Origin of the sequence: Mycobacterium adipatum, from assembly GCF_001644575.1 — a bacterium.
In the GTDB taxonomy this organism is placed as follows: Bacteria; Actinomycetota; Actinomycetes; order Mycobacteriales; family Mycobacteriaceae; genus Mycobacterium; species Mycobacterium adipatum.
In genome coordinates, this window is sequence record NZ_CP015596.1 from 971,143 (window position 1) to 989,107 (window position 17,965).

The following is a 17,965-nucleotide window of genomic DNA, read 5'->3' on the forward strand; positions in this document are numbered from 1 at the left end:
CGCGTGCGGGTTGTCGGACTACCGTGGTGATGCATGACCGCTGATGACCATGTGCGCGTGGACCTCACGGGCGCACCGCAAACCATGCTGGCGACGCTGTACGCGAGGGCCCTGGACGCTGATCTGCCGCATCCGATCCTCAACGACCGCTGGGCCAAGGACACCGTGGCCGGTATCGACTTCGACTGGACACAGACCACCATCACTGCGCGGAGGTCCCCGGCCGTCACCACCCGGTCGGCACATTTCGACACCTGGGTCCGTCAGTTTCTGGCGCTCCACCCGAAAGCCACTGTGCTGCATCTCGGTTGTGGCCTGGACAGTAGATATCTCCGGGTGGCGCCGGGACCGGACGTGCAGTGGTACGACATCGACTACCCGGAGGTCGCCGAGTTGCGCGGGCGGCTGCTTCCGGGAGGTGGCGAAGGCCATCACGTGGTGGCGGCCTCGGTCACCGATCCGGCTTGGCTGCACGACATCCCGATCGGTGCGCCGGTACTGGCCCTTGGTGAGGGTTTGACGATGTACCTGTCCGAGGCTGATGGTCTCGATCTGCTGAACAGAATCGTCGAGCACTGCGGCACAGGGGAATTGCAATTCGATGCGTTCAATTCGCTGGGCATCAGATCCCAGTGGACCAATTCGGTGGTGCGACGTTCGGGTGCCACCCTGCGCTGGGCGATCAACGGTCCCGATGACATCCTCTCTGCCGTGCCCGGCACCCGGCTGCTGGCGTGGATGTCGCCGTTCGACACTGTGGCCTTCGATCTGGTGCGCCCGGCCTATCGGCTGCTGGCCAACGCCATGTCGAGGGTGCCGGCATTGCGTTATATGGCGCAGTACCATCGCTATTCGTTTTGAGGCAGTCACGGGGCGTTACCGTCGGCTTGTGGTGGGAAGAGTTCGTCGCCGGTGGAAGTGGTGGTTGAGGGTGTCGCCGCCGGTGTTCATCAGGGGTGGCGGGTGCCAGTGCACGCGGCTGGTCTCTTTGTCGATGGTGTTGGTCCAGCCGAGTTGCACCGCCTCCCGACCTTCGGCCACATCGCTGTCCATGCATCGAACATATGAGCGGTCACCGACGAAACAGCCCAGAAAGTGACACCAGTGGTCAAAGAGTCCAAAGAAAATTGTGGGACTCAGCCGTCGCTCGAAAGTCGCTCATAGGTGAGCTCTTCGGACGTCGAACCGTCAGGTGTCGACCGGTCCCCGCGTCCCGAGAACCGGCTGCCGCCGACCCCCGCTGTTGAAGTCGGGGCACCACGGCGAGTGTCCGCGTTCGTCTCGCCAGGCGATCTGCAGTCCCCGGATCGGGCCGCTGCGGAACGCCACCGCCCATCCCATGTGGACGTCCGGGTGGGTCACCTCGACGAACTCGGCACCCGAACCGTCCGGAAACGTCATGGTGTCGCCGGGCGCGGGCTCGACCTCGTGCACCATGTAGTGCGCCATCTCGTTGAGCAGCAGCATGGACCGGGCGGGCGGAAGGCCGGTGATGAGCAGTTCGGGCAGGCCGGCCCCGCTGAGCCCGACCGTGTACGCGAATGGCGGGTCGGCTTCGACGTACTGCACCGCCCAGCCGTTCTTCATGACCAGTCCCCGCAGCTCGTCGAGGTAGTCCTGCCGGGTGGCCCCCGGGTGATCGCATTGCCAGCACATGGTGTGCTCCTTTCGTCGGTACTTGGCACCACCATGCGCCGCACCACCGACATGCCGACCTGACAGAATCGCCGGGTGTCCACCATCAACGGTCGTGTCTCGCACTGGTTCGACAAAATGCCCTCGCTGCGGCCGCGGCTGCCCGGCGACCGTGACGCCGATGTCTGCATCGTCGGTGCCGGATACACCGGTCTGTGGACGGCCTACTACCTCAAGAAGGCCGACCCATCGTTGCGGATCACCGTCCTTGAGGCGCGCTTCGCCGGCTTCGGCGCGTCCGGCCGCAACGGCGGATGGCTGTCCGGGCTCGTTCCCGGCGACCGCAACCGGATGGCGAAAACCTATGGCCGCGACAAGGTTCTCGCCTGGCAGCGGGCACTCAACCAGTCCGTCGACGAGGTCATCGCGGTGGCTGAGAGTGAAGGTATCGACGCGGGCGCGGTCAAGGGCGGCAACCTGGAGATCGCCCGCAACCCCGCGCAGGCGGCGCGGCTGGCAGCCAGTGTCGCCGAGGAGCGCCGCTGGTGCAACGACGTCACCGAACTGACCAAAGAGCAAGCTGCGCAACGGATCAACATCGACGGCCTGGTCTCGGCCTATCACAGCAGGGACTGCGCACGGATCCAGCCGGCAGCCCTGGCCGCAGGGCTGGCCGAGGCTGTCGAGCGCCTTGGCGTCACCATCCACGAACAGTCCGCGGTCGTCGAGATCCAGCCGGGCAGGGCCGTCACCAGGACGGGTACCGTGCGCGCACCTATCGTGCTGCGGGCCACCGAGGGTTTCACCCCGGCGCTGCCCGGCCTGCGCAGGCGCTGGCTGCCGATGAACAGCTCGATGATCGCCACCGACCCGATTCCCGCTCGAATCTGGGACGAAATCGGTTGGCAGGGCCGTGAAACCATCGGCGACACGGCGCACGGATTCTTCTATGCGCAGCGCACCGTCGATGATCGCATCGCCATCGGCGGGCGCAGTGTGCCGTACCGGTTCGGGTCACGCACCGATCGGGACGGGCAGGTGCCCGCGCGCACCATCCGCCTGTTGACCGAGGTCCTGCATTCGATATTGCCGCAGGTGCGCGACATCCCCATCGCGCACGGCTGGTGCGGCGTGCTGGCGGTGCCGCGCGACTGGGAAGCCGGTGTCGCCCTGGACCGCACCACCGGTCTGGGCTGGGCCGGCGGCTACGTCGGGCACGGAGTGACCGCGACGAACCTCGCCGGCCGAACCCTGGCCGATCTGGTCCTGGCTCGGAACACTCCGATCACCGAACTGCCGTGGGTCGGTCACCAGTCGCGGAATTGGGAACCCGAACCGATGCGCTGGCTCGGGGTGCGCGGCCTCTATATCGCCTACAAGCTCGCCGATCGCCACGAAGCCAACGGCCGCCGCACAACCTCACCCATCGCCAGGGTCGCGGACGTCATCACGCGCAAGCCCTGAGCGGACCCGCCTAACTTTCGGCGCGTGCCTTGAGCCGCTCGAGCGTGGCCTGGATGTGCTGGGCGTTGGCGCTGTCGCGGTCGCTGACCCCGGTGGCCAGGCCCGCGATCTTCTTGAACCAACCGGCACGGCGGTCCCACGTCGACTCGGTCACGGTGCATCCACCGTCGGTCGGGGTGATGTCGTAGCGCCAGTGCGCGACCGGGAAGACCGCCGATTTCACGTCGAATGCGAAGGTCGACGGCGGCACCGCGTCGGTGACGGTGCAGGTGGTGGTCCAGGACTTCGAGCCGTTGCGGTTCTCGCCCTTGAACACCGCTCCGGGCGCGGCCGACGTGCCCTTCGTCCACCGCATGGCGTGAGCTTCCTCGGCCAGCGATGCCATCGTTGGCAGATCGGTGATCAGCGCGTACACCTGCGCCGGGTCGGCTGCGACGGTCACGGATGCGGTAATGGGAGCGTTCATGGGCCGATCGTAGCGACCAGGAGGTGTCGGGAATCACTGGATCTGGGACGGCGTTGCATCCCGCATGAGCGAGCGCCCCGTCCGCCAGCCGACCGCCGAACATCCGATCACCGTGACCCCGACCGGCGGGAAGGTCACGGTCACGGTGAACGGGCTGATCGTCGCCGAATCGGACCGCGCGGTGACCCTGCAGGAAAGCACGTATCCGCCGGTGTACTACATCCCGCTGGCCGACGTGCTGGCGTCGGCCCTTCAGCGCAGCGAGACGACCACATACTGCCCGTACAAGGGTGAGGCGAGTTACTACCAAGTCGCCGATGTGCCGGACGCGATCTGGACCTATGAGCGGCCCTACCCCGCCGTCGCCGATATCGCCGGCAAAGTCGCCTTCTACCCGGACAAGGCACACATCTCGTTGGCCTAGATTGGTCGGATGCCCACCGCGTCGGTGACCTTCGGCGGACCCGTGAGTCCCGGGCTCACGTTGTCCCCGTTGCGCCGCGGCGGGGGTGACCCGTGCTTCCAGGTGGTCGCCGGGGACACCTGGCGCACCTCCATGACGCGCACCGGTGCGGTAACCGCGCGGATTCGCAAGACGGCACCCGACACCGTGGAATGCGAGGCGTGGGGTCCCGGCGCCGCCGAGTTCTTGGACGGATTCGCTGCACTGCTGGGCAGCGAGGACGACCCGTCGGGTTTCGCCCCGGCCGAACCGACAATCGCCGAAGCCCATCGGCGGGTGCCCCACCTGCGTCTGGGCCGCACCGGCCGGGTGCTGGAGGCGTTGATACCGGCGGTGCTCGAGCAGCGGGTATACGGCAAGGACGCGTTCCGGGCGTGGCGGTTACTCACCACCAAATACGGTGCACCCGCACCCGGTCCGGCGCCGGCGGGCATGCGCGTGCCGCCGACGGCCGAGGTGTGGCGGCGCATTCCGTCCTGGGAGTTCCATCTCGCCAACGTCGATCCCGGCCGGGCGCGCACCGTGGTCGGCTGCGCGCAACGCGCCGACGCACTGGAGCGGTTGCAGCCGGCCACAGCGGCCGCAGGTCTGACATCGCTGCCCGGGGTCGGGGTATGGACGGCGGCCGAAACGATGCAGCGTGCGTTCGGTGACGCCGATGCGCTCTCGGTCGGCGACTATCACCTGGCCAAGGTGGTCGGGTTGAGCGTGCTGGGCCGACCGATCGATGACGCCGAGATGGTGGAGTTGCTGGAGCCGGTGCGCCCGCACCGGCACCGGGCGGTCCGCTTACTGGAAGTCAGCGGGCTCGCGATACGCCAACGTCGCGGCCCGCGTCAGGCGATACCGAACCTGCGTGCGCTCTGAGTTGATTACCGATCGGCGTCCCTGGGTATGGATCGGGTTGAGTCAGACGACGCAAAGACGGCGATACACAAGGAGCCACCATGACCACCTTCACCATCCCCGGCCTCTCCGACAAGCAGGGTGCCGAGGTCGCCGAGTTGCTGCAGAAGCAGCTGAGCCGCTACAACGACCTGCATCTGACGCTCAAGCACGTGCACTGGAACGTGGTCGGGCCCAACTTCATCGGCGTGCACGAGATGATCGACCCGCAGGTCGACCTCGTCCGTGGCTACGCCGATGAGGTCGCCGAACGCATTGCGGCACTGGGCGCTTCCCCGCTGGGCACGCCCGGCGCGATCATCAACGACCGGACATGGGATGACTACTCGGTCGGGCGCGACAACGTTCAGGCACACCTGGCCGCACTCGATCTGGTCTACACCGGCATCATCGAGGACACCCGCAAGTCCATCGAGCGGCTCGACGATATCGACCTCGTGTCCCAGGACATGCTCATCGGGCATGCCGGCGAGATGGAAAAGTTCCAGTGGTTCGTCCGGGCGCACCTGGAGAGCGCGGGAGGCCAGCTTGCCCACGAGGGAGCGACCACCGAGAAGGGCGCCGCCAACGAGGCTCGAAACTGACTCAGTCCGTGCGCGATTCCAACGCGTCATCGCGCACGGGGCGGTCGGCGAGTTCTTCGGCGCTGCCGAACAGGAACGGGTAGACGACACCGGCGACGGCGGCACCGACCAGTGGGGCAATCCAGAACAGCCACAGCTGGATCGGTGCACCGTCGCCGTTGAAGAACGCGACCCCGGTGGATCGGGCCGGGTTGACCGAGGTGTTCGAGATCGGAATCGAGACCAAGTGGATCAGGGTGAGGGTGAGCCCGATCGACAAGCCCGCGAAGCCTTTCGGCGCCCGGTCGTCCGTGGAGCCGAGGATCACCAGCAGGAAGATGAAGGTGAGCACGATCTCGGTGATGAGCACTGCGAGCAGTGAGTAACCCCCGGGGGAGTGCTCACCGAATCCGTTGGCCGCCATGTTCCCGGTGGCCGTCCAGCCCTCCTTGCCGCCGGCGACCATGTAGATCACCGCGCCGGCGACGATGCCGCCGATCACCTGGATGATCCAGTACGGCAGCACAGCGGACCATTCGACGCGTTTGGCCAGCGCGGCGCCCAGCGTGACGGCCGGGTTGAAGTGACCGCCCGAGATGGTGCCGAAGGCGTACACACCGGTGAGCACCGTCAAGCCGAAAGCCAGTGAGACGCCGAGGAATCCGATCCCGAGAGACACGCCCTCATCGGTGACGAACTTGGCCGCGAAGACCGCGCTGCCGCACCCGCCGAGGACAAGCCAGAATGTGCCGATGAATTCGGCGGCCAACCTGTGCGACAACGTGGGAGTCTTCATGGTGCTGCCCTTCGCCGGAGGCGTGCTTGCCAGCTGAGAGTCCCACGATTCGCCGGTCGGAAACGGCCACGGGAATTCTTGTCACCGAATTTTGGCCCAACGGTGACGCAGAAGTTGTCAGCGGTACGCGGTGATGCGGGCCGTCAACGCCAGCTTGCCGTCGTCGCCGATGCCGTGGGCCTCGGCGACGCCGCTGCTGCGCCCGGCATGCAGTGGTGTCGCCGTGTAATGCGCGTGACCGCCACCGGTGAGCCGGCGCAGGTAATTGACCCGCAGCGATGCGGTGAGCAGCGGTGTGTCGGGCCGGTCGGCGTTCAACGCGGCCGAGGCGGCCAACTCCAGTCCGGCGGCGGCCACGCCGCCGTGGACGGCGCCCAGGGTGTTGTTCACCGCGGAGTGCTCGTTCTGACACAGCACGACGGCGGTCCCGCCGGATTCGGCAACCTCCACGGCCATCAGCTCGGCGAGGTCCGTGGGTAGTGGTTCGACCGGTTCGACGGGTTGCTCGAAGGCACCCGGTACATGGACGGCCGCGGTGATGTAGAACGTGCGCACCGTCGCCAGCCCGATCTCGATGCCGCGGTGGGTCAGCAGGCACTCCGACAGCGAGGTCGCGCCGGCGGCGCCGACGGGCCGGCTCACCGCGAGCACCGGGGCCGCCGGTTCCTCGGCGATGGTCGACTGTGCGCCCGGCGCGAACTCCATGGCGAGCTCGCTGGACACCGTCCAATGGTCCTGCGGGCGCCGGTCGTGGTTGGCGAAGCCGGCGATGTGGTCGACGAGGATCGCCAGCGGCGCCAGGGTGGGCGCACCGGTGACCGGGTTGCGCAGGCCGTCGAGCGGCATGGTGGCGGCATATCGGGACGGTCCGCTCTCGACATTGATGATGCCGAAGCGTCCGGGCGGGGTGGTCTGCGGATATGCCATCGGGTCCAGCTTCGTGCCATTGCCGCGGGCGTGTACCCCCGCGGGGTATCCAACATGGGAAAAGTGTGGTCTCTAAGAATCTGACTAGGCTTTCAGCAAACTATTGAACGTTCGTAGTACCAGTTCATTGCCGTGCCGAGCAACATATGGCAAATCAATGTGACGAGGGTCTCGTTTGGCGGTGCTGAGCCGGGCTGCCGACATCGCGGTTGCAGGTGCGCGAAACTGGTTCGCCGACAACGACATTGCCCAGGTGTGGGCACCGGGGTGCCCGGATCGGCAACGGCGCCGGGGGTGGTCTAGTTAGGTGTGGCTAAGTTGGCACGTCACCCGGTGTTTGTCATATCGTTTTGGGCACTTGTGGCGAGCGGGACAAATCCGTCGTTCAGTGCTGCACGAAGGCACCGCGATCGCCGAGCCGGTGACCGCCGGGTGCCGCTGGTGACAGCAGGCAGTAGACGAAGCTGCACGCAGGCTTGAGAGTAAAGGGTCAGGTGCGAATGGCGCCCAAGCAGGGGATGTACAACCCCGTATACGAGCACGACTCCTGTGGTGTGGCCATGGTCGCCGATATCCACGGCCGGCGCAGCCGCGACATCGTCGACAAGGCGATCACCGCGCTGTTGAACCTGGAGCACCGCGGTGCCGCGGGCGCCGAGCCGAACACCGGCGACGGCGCGGGAATTCTGCTCCAGGTGCCCGACGCGTTCCTGCGTGCGGTGGTGGACTTCGAACTGCCCCCAGAGGGCAGCTATGCCACCGGCATCGCCTTCCTGCCGCAGTCCGCCCGCGACGCCACTCTGGCCTGTGAGGCGGTCGCCAAGATCGTCGAGGCCGAGGGGCTGCAGCTGCTCGGGTGGCGTGATGTCCCGCACGACGACTCGTCGTTGGGTGCGCTGGCCCGCGACGCGATGCCGACCCTGCGGCAGGTGTTCATCGCCGGTGCGTCGGGCATGGACCTGGAACGCCGTGCCTTCGTGATCCGCAAGCGTGCCGAGCACGAACTGGGCACCAAGGGTCCCGGCCAGGATGGACCGGGTCGGGAAACCGTCTACTTCCCAAGCCTTTCCGGTCAGACTTTCGTCTTCAAGGGCATGCTGACGACCCCGCAGCTGCGGGCGTTCTACCTCGACCTGCAGGACGAGCGCCTGACCAGCGCGCTCGGCATCGTGCACTCGCGGTTCTCGACGAACACCTTCCCGTCCTGGCCGCTGGCGCACCCGTTCCGCCGCGTGGCACATAACGGTGAGATCAACACGGTCACCGGCAACGAGAACTGGATGAAGGCCCGCGAGGCGCTCATCCACACCGACGTGTTCGGCTACCACAACGACCTGAACAAGATCTTCCCCGTCTGCACCCCGGGCGCCTCGGACACCGCGCGATTCGACGAGGTCCTGGAACTGCTGCACCTGGGCGGGCGCAGCATCGCGCATGCGGTGCTGATGATGATCCCGGAGGCGTGGGAGCGCAACGAGGACATGGACCCCGCGCTGCGGGCGTTCTACCAGTACCACGGGTCGTTGATGGAGCCCTGGGACGGACCGGCCTCGGTGTGCTTCACCGACGGCACCGTGATCGGCGCCGTGCTGGACCGAAACGGACTACGCCCCTCCCGGGTGTGGGTCACCAGCGACGGGCTGGTCGTGATGGCGTCGGAGGCCGGGGTGCTCGACCTGGATCCGTCCACCGTCGTGCAGCGCATCCGCCTGCAGCCCGGCCGGATGTTCCTGGTGGACACCGCGCAGGGCCGCATCGTCTCCGACGAGGAGATCAAATCCGAGCTGGCCGCAGCCCATCCCTATCAGGAATGGCTCGACGGTGGGCTGTTCCACGTCGATGAGCTGCCGCCGGGCAAGTACGTCAAGATGCCGCACCACCGGGTGGTGGCGCGTCAGCAGGCGTTCGGCTACACCTACGAGGAGCTCAACCTGCTGGTCGCGCCGATGGCGCGCAGCGGCGCCGAGGCGCTCGGCTCGATGGGCACCGACACCCCGATCGCCGTGCTGTCCCAGCGGCCCCGGATGCTCTACGACTACTTCCAGCAGCTCTTCGCCCAGGTGACCAACCCGCCGCTGGACGCCATCCGGGAAGAGGTGGTGACCAGCCTGCAGGGCACCGTCGGCCCCGAGGGTGACCTGCTCAACCCGGACGAGAACTCGTGCCGCCAGATCGTGCTTCCGCAGCCGATCCTGCGCAACGCCGACCTGTCCAAGCTCATCGACGTCGATCCCGACCACGAGATCCGCGGGCGCAAGCACGGTATGCGCGCCGCCGTGGTCAGCTGTCTGTTCCCGGTGGCCGACGGCGGTGCCGGCCTGCGCCGCGCCCTTGAGGACGTCCGCACCAAGGTGTCCCAGGCCATCCGCAACGGTGCCCGCATCATCGTGCTGAGTGACCGCGAGTCCAACGAGTGGCTGGCGCCGATCCCGTCGCTGCTCTCGGTGGCGGCGGTGCACCATCACCTGGTCCGCGAGCGCACCCGCACCCAGGTCGGTCTCGTCGTCGAATCCGGGGATGCCCGCGAGGTGCACCACATGGCGATGCTGTGTGGCTTCGGCGCGGCGGCGATCAACCCGTACATGGCCTTCGAGTCCATCGACGACATGATCGACCGCGGCGTGATCACCGGTTTGTCCAGCGACCAGGCCAAGGCCAACTACGTCAAGGCCGCCGGCAAGGGTGTACTGAAGGTGATGTCCAAGATGGGCATCTCGACCCTGGCCTCCTACACCGGCGCCCAGTTGTTCCAGGCGATCGGAATCAACCAGCGGGTGCTCGACGAGTACTTCTCCGGATTGCACTGTCCGACCGGCGGAATAGACCTCGACGACATCGCCGCCGATGTGGCGGCCCGTCACGATCTCGCCTACCTGGACCGGCCCGACGAGTGGGCGCATCGCGAGCTCGAGGTCGGTGGCGAGTACCAGTGGCGCCGTGAGGGCGAGTACCACCTGTTCAACCCGGACACCGTGTTCAAGTTGCAGCACTCCACCCGGACCGGGCAGTACTCGATCTTCAAGGAGTACACCAAGCTGGTCGATGACCAGAGCGAGCGGATGGCGTCGCTGCGCGGTCTGCTGAAATTCAAAGAGCGCGAGTCGATTCCGCTCGACGAGGTCGAACCGGCGAGTGAGATCGTCAAGCGCTTCTCGACCGGTGCGATGAGCTACGGCTCGATTTCCGCCGAGGCGCACGAGACGCTGGCCATCGCCATGAACCGGCTCGGTGGCCGGTCCAACTCCGGTGAGGGCGGCGAGAGCGTCGACCGCTTCGAGCCCGATGCGAACGGCGACTGGCGCCGCAGCGCCATCAAGCAGGTGGCGTCCGGCCGCTTCGGTGTCACCAGCCACTACCTGTCGAACTGCACCGACATCCAGATCAAGATGGCCCAGGGCGCCAAACCCGGTGAGGGCGGTCAGCTTCCGGGACACAAGGTGTACCCGTGGGTGGCGGAGGTCCGTCACTCCACCCCCGGAGTCGGATTGATCTCGCCGCCGCCGCACCATGACATCTACTCGATCGAGGACCTGGCGCAGCTGATCCACGATCTGAAGAACGCGAATCCGAGCGCACGCATCCACGTGAAGCTGGTGTCGGAAAATGGTGTCGGAACCGTGGCGGCCGGCGTCTCCAAGGCGCACGCCGACGTGGTGCTCATCTCCGGGCATGACGGCGGCACCGGTGCCACCCCGCTGACCTCGCAGAAGCACGCCGGCGCTCCCTGGGAGCTGGGACTGGCCGAAACTCAGCAGACCCTGCTGCTCAACGGGCTGCGCGACCGCATCGTCGTCCAGGTCGACGGCCAGCTCAAGACCGGTCGCGATGTCGTCATCGCCGCGCTGCTCGGCGGCGAGGAGTTCGGTTTCGCCACCGCACCGCTGGTGGTGTCGGGCTGCATCATGATGCGGGTATGCCACCTCGACACCTGCCCGGTGGGCGTGGCCACCCAGAACCCGGTGCTGCGTCAGCGTTTCAACGGCAAGCCCGAGTTCGTGGAGAACTTCTTCATGTTCATCGCAGAAGAAGTCCGGGAACTGATGGCGCAGTTGGGTTTCCGTACTGTCAACGAGATGGTGGGCCAGGTGGGTGTGCTGGACACCGCCCGGGCGGCCGAGCACTGGAAGGCGCACAAGCTCGATCTCGCCCCAGTACTGCACGAACCCGAGTCGGCATTCATGAACCAGGACCTGTACTGCAGTTCGCGGCAGGACCATGGCCTGGACAAGGCGCTGGATCAGCAGTTGATCGTGCAGTGCCGCGAGGCGCTGGATTCCGGCACCCCGGTCCGGTTCACCACCAAGATCGCCAACGTGAATCGCACCGTGGGAACGATGCTCGGTCACGAAGTCACCAAAGCCTATGGCGGCCAGGGGCTTCCGGACGGAACCATCGACATCACGTTCGAGGGGTCGGCCGGTAACAGCTTCGGCGCATTCGTGCCGCGCGGTATCACGCTGCGCGTGTACGGCGATGCCAACGACTATGTGGGCAAGGGGCTCTCCGGAGGCCGCATCGTGGTGCGCCCCTCGGACAAGGCCCCGGCCGACTATGTCGCCGAGGACAACATCATCGGGGGCAACGTCATCCTGTTCGGCGCCACCAGCGGACAGGCCTACCTGCGCGGTGTGGTGGGCGAGCGGTTCGCGGTCCGTAACTCCGGTGCCCATGCGGTCGTCGAAGGTGTGGGCGACCACGGCTGCGAATACATGACCGGTGGCCGGGTGGTGATTCTCGGCCGGACCGGCCGCAACTTCGCCGCGGGTATGTCCGGTGGCGTCGCCTATGTGTACGACCCGGACCATAAACTGCCGGGCAACGTCAACGGAGAGATGGTCGATCTTGACGCACTGGATGACGAGGACCTCGAAGGGTTGCGGGAGTTGATCGTGGCACATGTGGACGCCACCGATTCGGCGGTCGGCCGGCGGATCCTGGCGGATTGGCCGACGCAGCAGGCGCACTTCGTGAAGGTGATGCCCCGTGACTACAAGCGGGTGCTGACGGCGATCTCGGACGCCGAGGCCACCGGTCAGGACGTCAGCGAAGCGATCATGGCGGCCGCTCGTGGCTGATCCGAATGGCTTCCTCAAGCACACCGTCCGCCAGACCCCGGCCCGCCGGCCGGTGGACCTTCGCCTGAAGGACTGGAAAGAGGTCTACGAGGAGTTCCCCGAGGAGACCCTCAAGGTCCAGGCCTCCCGTTGCATGGATTGCGGTATTCCGTTCTGCCACAACGGCTGCCCCCTGGGAAACCTCATCCCGGAGTGGAACGACCTGGTGTACCGGGACCGCTGGCGCGATGCCATCGAACGGCTGCACGCCACCAACAACTTCCCGGAGTTCACCGGGCGGCTGTGCCCGGCGCCGTGCGAGGCGTCCTGTGTGCTGGGAATCAACCAGGATGCGGTGACCATCAAGCAGGTCGAGGTCGAGATCATCGACCACGCGTGGGACAACGGCTGGGTCACGCCGATGATCCCGACGGTGCGCACCATGAAGAAGGTTGCGGTCGTCGGATCCGGGCCCGCCGGGCTCGCCGCCGCCCAGCAGCTGACCAGGGCCGGCCACTCGGTCACCGTGTTCGAGCGTGCCGACCGCATCGGTGGGCTGCTGCGGTACGGCATCCCCGAGTTCAAGATGGAGAAGCGCCACATCGACCGTCGTCTGGAGCAGATGACGGCCGAGGGCACCCAGTTCCGCACCGGCGTCAACGTCGGCGTCGACGTCACCGTCGAGCAACTGAACGAGGACTTCGACGCTGTCGTGCTGGCCGGCGGCGCGACCGCCTGGCGCGATCTGCCGATTCCGGGGCGCGAGCTCGACGGGATCCATCAGGCCATGGAGTACCTGCCCTGGGCCAACCGGATGCAGCAGGGCGATGACGTGGCGGGCCCGGACGGCGAGCCGCCGATCACCGCCAAGGGCAAGAAGGTCGTCATCATCGGCGGTGGCGATACCGGCGCGGACTGCCTGGGCACCGCACACCGCCAGGGGGCGGCGAGCGTGCACCAGTTCGAGATCATGCCGCGCCCGCCGGAGCACCGTGCGGACTCCACCCCGTGGCCGACCTACCCGCTGATGTTCCGGGTGGCCTCGGCGCACGAAGAGGGCGGCGAACGGGTGTTCTCGGTGAACACCGAGCAGTTCGTCGGGTCCGATGGCCACCTGACCTCGTTGAAGGTGCACGAGGTCGAGATGAAGGCCGGCAAGTTCGAGAAGGTGCAGGGTTCGGATTTCGATCTCGACGCCGATATCGTCTTCCTGGCCATGGGCTTCGTCGGACCGGAACGGGAAGGTCTGCTGACCGACCTCGGCGTCGAGTTCACCGAACGCGGCAACGTCGCGCGGGACAAGGACTTCCAGACCACCATCCCCGGCGTCTTCGTCGCCGGTGACATGGGCCGGGGCCAGTCGCTGATCGTATGGGCCATCGCGGAGGGCCGGGCAGCGGCCGCCGGGGTGGATCGCTACCTGATGGGGCAGTCGGCGCTGCCCCGCCCGATCGAGCCGACGGCGGCACCCCAGCGGTAGGCACACCAGCAACTTAAGTCACACCAGAAACATCCGATTTTTAATCGGCGTGGCTGGTGGTGTTAGCCGCGTCACAGGTGTCTAATGATTGCGGCGGGGTCGTACGGTAATGTGGCCCCACGGTGCAGCTATTCGCCGACCGCAGGAGTTCTCACCGTGTACAACAATCCCATTTCACGGTCCCGAGTGAGTCGAATTGCCTGGTCATGGCTCCGTCATCCGGTCAGGTGCCGTGAATTCCCAGCTAAGCACGAGCGCCTGATCACCCCCGACGAGTTACTCCGCTTCGGCTACTGACCTTGCGCGTCGCCGCGCGGATCCCGGTTCGGAATCCGCGCGACGCACGTTTGCCAGATCGTAATAATTTCGTGACCGTCAGTTTTAAGCGCTGGTCAGCAGCCCGGAATCCCGGATGGCCTCCGCGAGTGGCTCCAGCACCGCGGTGTCATACGGCGGCGGCAGATAGATGATCGCCAGGTCCAATCCCTCGGCTCCCAGGGCGATGGCGTCCTCGATCACCCGGCGGTAGTTCCGGTCCTCGCCGAGGCGGATATGCGCCGACAGGGTGATCTCCTTCGGGTCCCGGCCGATATCGGCGCAGTGTGCGGCGAGCACGTCGCGCTTGCGGGCGAACTCCTCCGGCGGCCCGCCGACGAAGTTCCAGTGATCGGCGTACTTCGCGGTGATCTTCAAGGTGCGCTTCTCGCCGCTGCCGCCGATGCAGAATGGCGGGTGCGGCTGCTGCGGGCCCTTGGGTTCGTTGCGCGCGTCCTTGAGCTGGTAGAACTTCCCGTCGAAGGTGGTCGTCTCCTGGCTGAGCAGATTCTTGAGGATCTCGCAGGCCTCCTCGAAACGGTCGAAGCGTTCCTTGATGCTGCCCAGCTCGATGCCGTAGGCGCCGGACTCCTCCTCGTTCCAGCCGGCGCCGATCCCGAGCTCGAGCCGGCCATTCGAGATGATGTCCAGCGCGGCGGCCATATTGGCCAGCACCGCGGGGTGCCGATAGTGAATACCGGTTACCAGCACACCGACGCGCAGCCGCTCGGTGGCCTGGGCCAACGCCGTCAGCGTGGTCCAACCCTCCAGACACGGGCCGGTGGAGTCGGAGAAAATCGGATAGAAGTGGTCGAAGGTCCAGCCGGACTGAAAGACGTCGATGGTGTCCGCCGCTTTCCAGATGGCCAGCATGTCGGACCAGGTCGTGTTCTGCGGTGAGGTTTTGAAGGCAAAGTCCACACTGGGGAAACGAGTGCCGCCGGTCGATAATTCCTGCATGCCGGGTACGGCCCGATGCGATGAATCTGGTGGGCGGCGCCGGTCGGTATGTCCATGATCGACATGACGACAGCAAGTGCGCGCACCGCCGCGGTGCTCAGCGGCGTGCGCGAGGATCAACTGGACGCTCCGACGCCGTGCACGGCACTGTCCGTGCGTGAAGTGGTTGCCCACGTCGGGCAACTGGCACCGGCTTTCGGGGCCGCGGCGGCCAAGGATCTCGGTGACCTCACCGACAGCCCGCCCGGTGTGGGCGGCTATGTGCTCGACGAAGGCTGGCGCGGGGACTATCCCGCCCGGCTCGCCGCCTTGGCCGAGGCGTGGCAGACGCCGCAGGCCTGGGCGGGGATGACCCGCGTCGGCGCGGTCGACCTACCCGGCGAGGTGTGCGGGCTGGTAGCACTGACCGAGGTGCTGGTGCACGGCTGGGACATTGCGGTCGCCACCGGCCAGGCCTACTCCGTGGATGACGACACCGCCGCGGTGCTGCTGGACCACCTGGTCACGTTCACCGCAGGTGGCCCGGTCGAGGGGTTGTTCGGCCCGCCGGTGACCGTCGGGGCCGACGTGGGTGCCTTTGATCGTGCGCTCGCCGTGAGTGGACGCGACCCGGCATGGCGCCGGGTGTGAGCGGGCGTCACCACGGGCACACTTGACCCATGGAACCCGTCGACCCCGTGCATGCGCTGCGTCGCATCGCCTATTACAAGGACCGGGCCCGGGAGGACTCGCGCCGGGTGATGGCCTACCGCAAGGCGGCCGATGTGGTGGAGGCGATGACCCCCGAGCACCGGGAGAAGGTCGGCAAGGCCAACAGCTGGCAGTCGCTGCCGGGCATCGGGCCGAAGACCGCGAAGGTGATCGCCCAGGCCTGGGCGGGACAGGAGCCCGACACCCTGGTCCAATTGCGCGCGGCGGCAGCCGATCTCGGCGGCGGGGAGATTCGAGCGGCGATCAAGGGTGACCTGCATCTGCACTCGAACTGGTCCGACGGATCCGCCCCCATCGAGGAGATGATGGCGACCGCACAATCGCTCGGTCACGAATACTGCGCGCTGACCGATCATTCACCGCGGCTGACCATCGCCAACGGGCTCTCACCGGAGCGCCTGCGTCGACAGCTCGATGTCATCGACGAACTGCGCGAACGATTTAGGCCAATGCGCATCTTGACCGGGATCGAGGTCGACATCCTCGACGACGGGACCCTGGACCAGGAACCGGAACTGCTCGAGCGGCTCGACATCGTGGTGGCCAGCGTGCACTCGAAGCTGAAGATGGACGCTGCGGCCATGACCCGCCGCATGGTGCGGGCAGTGTCCGGCGGCCAGGCCGACGTACTCGGTCACTGCACCGGCCGGCTGGTGGAAGGGGGTCGGGGGACGCGCCCTGAATCCGCATTCGACGCCGAGGCGGTGTTCACGGCCTGTCGCGACAACGGTGTTGCGGTGGAGATCAACTCGCGTCCCGAGCGGCGTGATCCACCGTCGCGGCTGCTGGACCTGGCGCTGCAGATCGGCTGCGATTTCTCGATCGACACCGATGCCCATGCTCCCGGCCAGCTGGACTTCCTCGGCTACGGCGCGCAACGTGCGTTGGACGCCGGGGTGCCGGCCGACCGCATCGTCAACACCTGGTCGGCCGACCGGCTGCTGGAGTGGGCGCATTGAATTCACGTCGATGACGTGAACGAACTCAATCGGGCAGCATCGGCATCTCCAGTCCCGGATCGCGACCCAACAGCACCCCGCGGGTCACCGCGGCGGTGCCGAACCGCTGCCGGACCTCGTCGACGGCGGCGTCGAGCGCGATCGGGTCCCCCGCGTCGAAGGGCAGTTCCAGCTGTGCGGCGCCATCGCGGTCGATATTGGACACCGCGAACCCCACCAGGGTCAGTCCGCGTTCGGCGATCAGTGGGGTGGCCTCGGCCATCAGCCCGCGGGCGGCACTCAACACGGCTTCGGTCGATGCGGTGGCCCGCGCCAAGGTGTGCGAGCGGGAGGCGCGCCCGAAATCGTCGAAGCGCAGCCGCAGCACCACGGTGCGCCCGGTGCGTCCGGCGGCACGCATCCGGCGGGTGATGCGGTCGACGAGATTGACCACCACGGCGTCGATCTCGGAGGCGGACATCGTGTTTCCGGCGCGACCGAGCGCGCGCTGGGCGCCGACGGAACGGCGTCGGACCCCGGTCGCCACCGCGCGGCGGTCGATGTTGTGGGCCAGCGCATACAGCTGTCTGCCCATGGCCGGGCCGACCATCGCACCCAACGATGTCGCGCTGAGCTCGGCCACATCGGCCACCGTGTGAATGCCGTGCACCCGCAGCTTGTCGGCGGTTTTGGCGCCGACACCCCAGAGTCGGCGCACGGGCAGCGGGTGCAGGAACGCCAGCTCGCGATCCGGTTCCACCAGCAGCAGACCGTCGGGCTTGGCCTCCTGGCTGGCGACCTTGGCCAGGAACTTGGTGCGCGCGATCCCGACGGTGATCGGCAATCCGACGTCCACCCGCACACGTTCACGCAACCGGGTGCCGATCTGCACCGGCGTGCCGGAGACCCGGCCGAGGCCGCCGACATCGAGGAACGCCTCGTCCACCGATACCGGCTCGACGAGGGGAGTGGTGTCCCGAAACACCTCGAAGACCGCCCGGCTGGCCTCGGTGTACGCGCGCATCCGCGGCGGTACGACGATCACCTGCGGGCACAGCCGCCGGGCCTGACCGCCGCCCATCGCCGTGCGTACCCCGTAGGCCTTCGCCTCGTAGCTCGCCGCCAGCACGACCCCGCCACCGACGACGACCGGCCGGCCCCGCAGCGTGGGGTCATCGCGCTGCTCCACCGAGGCATAGAACGAGTCGAGATCGGCGTGCAGGATATCCGCCTGCCCGGAACTGGACACGAACGTATGTTCGCATGCTGGTCCGACATCGGACCGGG

16 protein-coding genes are annotated in these 17,965 nt (G+C 67.0%); 9 read left to right on the forward strand and 7 right to left on the reverse strand.

Annotated features, from left to right (window positions below):
* The first annotated feature begins 33 nt into the window (after positions 1-33).
* Positions 34-861 (forward strand): class I SAM-dependent methyltransferase, encoded by an 828-nt coding sequence (locus tag A7U43_RS04505; RefSeq protein WP_067991613.1) that lies wholly within the window; start codon positions 34-36, stop codon positions 859-861.
* Between the two features lie 15 nt (positions 862-876).
* Here A7U43_RS04505 and A7U43_RS29605 read toward each other — a convergent pair whose 3' ends face one another.
* Both A7U43_RS29605 and A7U43_RS04510 read right to left on the reverse strand, forming a co-directional pair.
* On the reverse strand, positions 877-1,053 hold the full coding sequence (locus A7U43_RS29605; RefSeq protein WP_156525840.1) for a hypothetical protein: 177 nt from the start codon (positions 1,051-1,053) through the stop codon (positions 877-879).
* Positions 1,054-1,188: 135 nt separating this feature from the next.
* On the reverse strand, positions 1,189-1,656 hold the full coding sequence (locus A7U43_RS04510; RefSeq protein WP_067991615.1) for a DUF4262 domain-containing protein: 468 nt from the start codon (positions 1,654-1,656) through the stop codon (positions 1,189-1,191).
* A 75-nt stretch (positions 1,657-1,731) separates the two neighbouring features.
* On the opposite strand from A7U43_RS04510, the gene A7U43_RS04515 reads away from it, so the two are divergent.
* The gene (locus tag A7U43_RS04515; protein ID WP_067991619.1) at positions 1,732-3,099 is read left to right on the forward strand and encodes an NAD(P)/FAD-dependent oxidoreductase; all 1,368 of its coding nucleotides are present in this window, start codon (positions 1,732-1,734) and stop codon (positions 3,097-3,099) included.
* Positions 3,100-3,109: 10 nt separating this feature from the next.
* On the opposite strand, the gene A7U43_RS04520 is transcribed toward A7U43_RS04515, so the two are convergent.
* Complete coding sequence (locus tag A7U43_RS04520) at positions 3,110-3,565, reverse strand: SRPBCC family protein (protein ID WP_067991621.1); 456 nt, start codon at positions 3,563-3,565, stop codon at positions 3,110-3,112.
* A 64-nt stretch (positions 3,566-3,629) separates the two neighbouring features.
* Between A7U43_RS04520 and A7U43_RS04525 the strand changes: the two genes are divergently transcribed.
* The 3 genes from A7U43_RS04525 (at position 3,630) to A7U43_RS04535 (ending at position 5,518) form a co-directional block, all read left to right on the forward strand.
* Entirely contained in the window at positions 3,630-3,989 is a 360-nt protein-coding gene (locus A7U43_RS04525) for a DUF427 domain-containing protein (RefSeq protein WP_067991626.1), read from the forward strand.
* Positions 3,990-3,998: 9 nt separating this feature from the next.
* The gene (locus tag A7U43_RS04530) at positions 3,999-4,895 is read left to right on the forward strand and encodes a DNA-3-methyladenine glycosylase family protein (protein ID WP_067991629.1); all 897 of its coding nucleotides are present in this window, start codon (positions 3,999-4,001) and stop codon (positions 4,893-4,895) included.
* Between the two features lie 80 nt (positions 4,896-4,975).
* A complete protein-coding gene (locus A7U43_RS04535; protein ID WP_067991631.1) occupies positions 4,976-5,518 on the forward strand; it encodes a Dps family protein in 543 nt (180 codons plus the stop codon).
* Position 5,519: 1 nt separating this feature from the next.
* Here A7U43_RS04535 and aqpZ read toward each other — a convergent pair whose 3' ends face one another.
* Positions 5,520-6,293 carry an aquaporin Z gene (gene aqpZ, locus A7U43_RS04540; protein ID WP_067991634.1) on the reverse strand — a complete coding sequence of 258 codons (774 nt, stop codon included), beginning with the start codon at positions 6,291-6,293 and terminating at the stop codon, positions 5,520-5,522.
* Positions 6,294-6,410: 117 nt separating this feature from the next.
* The gene (locus A7U43_RS04545) at positions 6,411-7,220 is read right to left on the reverse strand and encodes a PaaI family thioesterase (RefSeq protein WP_067991638.1); all 810 of its coding nucleotides are present in this window, start codon (positions 7,218-7,220) and stop codon (positions 6,411-6,413) included.
* 500 nt (positions 7,221-7,720) lie between these two features.
* Between A7U43_RS04545 and gltB the strand changes: the two genes are divergently transcribed.
* Both gltB and A7U43_RS04555 read left to right on the forward strand, forming a co-directional pair.
* Positions 7,721-12,295, forward strand: a complete 4,575-nt coding sequence (gene gltB, locus A7U43_RS04550) for a glutamate synthase large subunit (RefSeq protein ID WP_067991640.1) — start codon at positions 7,721-7,723, stop codon at positions 12,293-12,295.
* Positions 12,288-13,754, forward strand: a complete 1,467-nt coding sequence (locus tag A7U43_RS04555) for a glutamate synthase subunit beta (RefSeq protein ID WP_067991643.1) — start codon at positions 12,288-12,290, stop codon at positions 13,752-13,754. The genes gltB and A7U43_RS04555 overlap by 8 nt, the downstream gene beginning before the upstream one ends.
* A gap of 381 nt (positions 13,755-14,135) precedes the next feature.
* On the opposite strand, the gene A7U43_RS04560 is transcribed toward A7U43_RS04555, so the two are convergent.
* Complete coding sequence (locus tag A7U43_RS04560) at positions 14,136-14,990, reverse strand: LLM class F420-dependent oxidoreductase (RefSeq protein WP_067991646.1); 855 nt, start codon at positions 14,988-14,990, stop codon at positions 14,136-14,138.
* Positions 14,991-15,092: 102 nt separating this feature from the next.
* On the opposite strand from A7U43_RS04560, the gene A7U43_RS04565 reads away from it, so the two are divergent.
* Together A7U43_RS04565 and A7U43_RS04570 are read left to right on the forward strand one after the other, a co-directional pair.
* The gene (locus tag A7U43_RS04565) at positions 15,093-15,659 is read left to right on the forward strand and encodes a TIGR03086 family metal-binding protein (protein WP_335582836.1); all 567 of its coding nucleotides are present in this window, start codon (positions 15,093-15,095) and stop codon (positions 15,657-15,659) included.
* A gap of 29 nt (positions 15,660-15,688) precedes the next feature.
* Complete coding sequence (locus A7U43_RS04570; protein ID WP_067991650.1) at positions 15,689-16,699, forward strand: PHP domain-containing protein; 1,011 nt, start codon at positions 15,689-15,691, stop codon at positions 16,697-16,699.
* Positions 16,700-16,724: 25 nt separating this feature from the next.
* On the opposite strand, the gene dinB is transcribed toward A7U43_RS04570, so the two are convergent.
* The gene (dinB, locus tag A7U43_RS04575; RefSeq protein WP_067991653.1) at positions 16,725-17,927 is read right to left on the reverse strand and encodes a DNA polymerase IV; all 1,203 of its coding nucleotides are present in this window, start codon (positions 17,925-17,927) and stop codon (positions 16,725-16,727) included.
* Between the last annotated feature and the right edge of the window lie 38 nt (positions 17,928-17,965).

Bases quoted from the DNA above. Each gene is read 5' to 3' on its own strand.
- A7U43_RS04505 (WP_067991613.1), top strand. From the start codon at position 34: ATGACCGCTGATGACCATGTGCGCGTGGACCTCACGGGCGCACCGCAA.
- A7U43_RS04525 (WP_067991626.1), top strand. From the start codon at position 3,630: ATGAGCGAGCGCCCCGTCCGCCAGCCGACCGCCGAACATCCGATCACC.
- aqpZ (WP_067991634.1), bottom strand. From the start codon at position 6,293: ATGAAGACTCCCACGTTGTCGCACAGGTTGGCCGCCGAATTCATCGGC.
- A7U43_RS04570 (WP_067991650.1), top strand. From the start codon at position 15,689: ATGGAACCCGTCGACCCCGTGCATGCGCTGCGTCGCATCGCCTATTAC.
- A7U43_RS04510 (WP_067991615.1), bottom strand. From the start codon at position 1,656: ATGTGCTGGCAATGCGATCACCCGGGGGCCACCCGGCAGGACTACCTC.
- A7U43_RS04530 (WP_067991629.1), top strand. From the start codon at position 3,999: ATGCCCACCGCGTCGGTGACCTTCGGCGGACCCGTGAGTCCCGGGCTC.
- gltB (WP_067991640.1), top strand. From the start codon at position 7,721: ATGGCGCCCAAGCAGGGGATGTACAACCCCGTATACGAGCACGACTCC.
- A7U43_RS04535 (WP_067991631.1), top strand. From the start codon at position 4,976: ATGACCACCTTCACCATCCCCGGCCTCTCCGACAAGCAGGGTGCCGAG.
- A7U43_RS04545 (WP_067991638.1), bottom strand. From the start codon at position 7,220: ATGGCATATCCGCAGACCACCCCGCCCGGACGCTTCGGCATCATCAAT.
- A7U43_RS29605 (WP_156525840.1), bottom strand. From the start codon at position 1,053: ATGGACAGCGATGTGGCCGAAGGTCGGGAGGCGGTGCAACTCGGCTGG.
- A7U43_RS04565 (WP_335582836.1), top strand. From the start codon at position 15,093: ATGACGACAGCAAGTGCGCGCACCGCCGCGGTGCTCAGCGGCGTGCGC.
- A7U43_RS04520 (WP_067991621.1), bottom strand. From the start codon at position 3,565: ATGAACGCTCCCATTACCGCATCCGTGACCGTCGCAGCCGACCCGGCG.